The organism is Acidovorax sp. KNOB132 (genome assembly GCF_057541515.1).
Genome location: NZ_BAAJYT010000417.1, coordinates 1 through 2,163, shown reverse-complemented (window position 1 = coordinate 2,163; position 2,163 = coordinate 1). Strand labels below are relative to the sequence as shown.

Genomic DNA, 2,163 nt, shown 5'->3' with positions numbered 1-2,163 from the left:
CAAGCGACCAGGACGCCGCCGAATCCCAGAAGAACAAGAACTGGGATCCGAATTCGCCGCTGTACGGCAAGAACCCGGCGCGCCCGCCCGTGCCCGCCAGCTCGACGCCCGCGGTGGCCGGTGTCGCACCGGCCCCTGCGAGCAACGCTTCGGTGCCCGCCGCCGTGGCCGCCGCTTCGGCGCCTCGGGGTGCCGCCAGCAAGCCGGCCGCCTCGTCCGATCCGCTGGGCGATCTGGCCAAGGCCCGTGCCGCCAGCGCGCCCGGCGGCGCCGAGCCGTTTGATTACTTCGTGCAGGCCGGTGCCTTCCGCACCCAGGGCGACGCGGATGCGCAGCGCGCCAAGCTGGCCATGCTGGGCTGGGAGGCCCGGGTGAGCGAGCGCGAGCAGAGCGGCCGGACCGTCTTTCGCGTGCGCGTCGGCCCCTTCACCAAGCGCGACGATGCCGAAATGCTCAAGGACAAGCTCGATGGCGCGGGCGTCGAATCCGCGCTGGTGCGCGTGCAGCGCTGAACTTTTCCCGCAGGCTGCCGCTCACAACCCTCTGACCGAACAAGGAGTGTCTTTTTCATGAAACGCCGCGAGTTTTCCCTGTCCACCGCCACGGCCGTGGCCGCTTCCGCCCTGACGCTGCCCCTGGCGACGCCCGCCATGGCCCAGGCCCGCCAATTCAAGGAAGGCAAGGACTACGTCAAGCTCGCCAAGCCCGTGGCCAGCGACGTGCCCGCCGGCAAGGTCGAGGTCATCGAGTTCTTCTGGTACAGCTGCCCCCACTGCAACGCCTTCGAGCCCACGCTGGAAGCCTGGATCAAGGCGGCGCCCAAGGACCTCGTCATCCGCCGCATGCCCGTGGCGTTCAACTCCAGCTTCGCACCGCAGCAAAAGCTGTACTTCGCCCTGGAAAGCATGGGCAAGGTCGGTGATCTGCACGCCAAGGTGTTTCGCGCCGTGCACGTGGAAAAGCAGGCCCTCAACAAGGACGACCTGATCTTCGAATGGGTCGGCAAGCAGGGCGTGGACGTGGCCAAGTTCAAGGAGGCTTACAACTCCTTCTCCGTGTCCAACCAGCTGCGCAAGGCCGCCCAGCTGCAGGAAGCCTACGGCGTGGAAGGCGTGCCCTCGATGGGCGTGGCCGGCCGCTACTACACCGATGGCACCATGGCCGGCAACATGCAGGGCGTGCTGCAAGTGGTGGAGTACCTCGCTTCCACCGCCGCCAAGGGCGGTTGAGTTCCCCGCTCCGTGCGATGCAAGCCCGCGTTTGCGGGCTTTTTCTTTGCTGCTCCCGGATCGCGCCAAGGGGTGGCTACAATCTTTGCAAGATTCGTGCCCTATGAGAAAACGCCTCCTACCGATCCTCCTGCTTGCCGCCCTGGCTTTCGCCATGGGGGGCGCCCGCGCCGAAAAGGCCGACCGCAACAAGCCCATGAACATCGAGGCCGATGCACTGCGCCACGATGAGCTCAAGCAAACCAGCGTCTTCACCGGCCGCGTGGTGGTCACCAAGGGCACCATCCTGCTGCGCGGCGCGCGGCTGGACGTCCGGCAGGACCCCGATGGCTTCCAGTACGGCACCATGACGGCCGAGGCCGGCAAGCGGGCCTTCTTCCGGCAAAAGCGCGATACGGCGCCCGGCATGCCCGACGAGTTCGTCGAGGGCGAGGGCGAGGTCATCGAGTACGACGGCCGGGCCGATCTGGTGCGGCTCATCCGCCGCTCGGAACTGCGCCGTTACCGCGAATCCACCCTCACCGACGAGATGGCCGGTGCCCTCATCGTCTACAACAACCTGACCGACGTGTTCACCGTCGATGGCCAGAAGGCCGCCCCCGCCGGCAGCAACACCGCGGCCACGCCCGGAGGCCGCGTGCGCGCGGTGCTCTCGCCCAAGGAGACTCCGGCCAAGGCCGGGGCGCCCGCTGCGGCCCCCACCTCGCCGGCCCCCCGCGCTGCGGCCCAGCGGCGAACTGGGCGGCGGCGCGAAGTGATGGCGGCGGCATACCCTTCCGACGCCTCGGCGGCCGGCACCACGAGCCGGCTGGAGGTCGAGCACCTGCAGAAGTCCTACGGCAGCCGCAAGGTGGTCAAGGACGTGTCGATGGTCGTGCAAAAGGGCGAGGTCGTCGGCCTGCTCGGCCCCAACGGCGCGGGCAAGACCACCTTG

Annotated in this window: 3 protein-coding genes and 1 pseudogene; all 4 read left to right on the top strand. The window is 68.4% G+C overall.

Features of this window, described 5'->3' with window-relative positions; all coding sequences use genetic code 11:
* The coding region (locus tag AC27IO_RS23245) for an SPOR domain-containing protein (protein ID WP_498741027.1) at positions 1-512 on the top strand (512 nt) is incomplete at its 5' end.
* Between the two features lie 57 nt (positions 513-569).
* Positions 570-1,229 (top strand): thiol:disulfide interchange protein DsbA/DsbL, encoded by a 660-nt coding sequence (locus AC27IO_RS23240; protein ID WP_284426220.1) that lies wholly within the window; start codon positions 570-572, stop codon positions 1,227-1,229.
* A gap of 103 nt (positions 1,230-1,332) precedes the next feature.
* A pseudogene (gene lptA / locus AC27IO_RS23235) lies at positions 1,333-1,987 on the top strand (lipopolysaccharide transport periplasmic protein LptA).
* A partial coding sequence (locus AC27IO_RS23230; RefSeq protein WP_498741028.1) for an ATP-binding cassette domain-containing protein occupies positions 1,987-2,163 on the top strand: 177 nt, incomplete at its 3' end. The pseudogene lptA and the gene AC27IO_RS23230, both read left to right, overlap by 1 nt.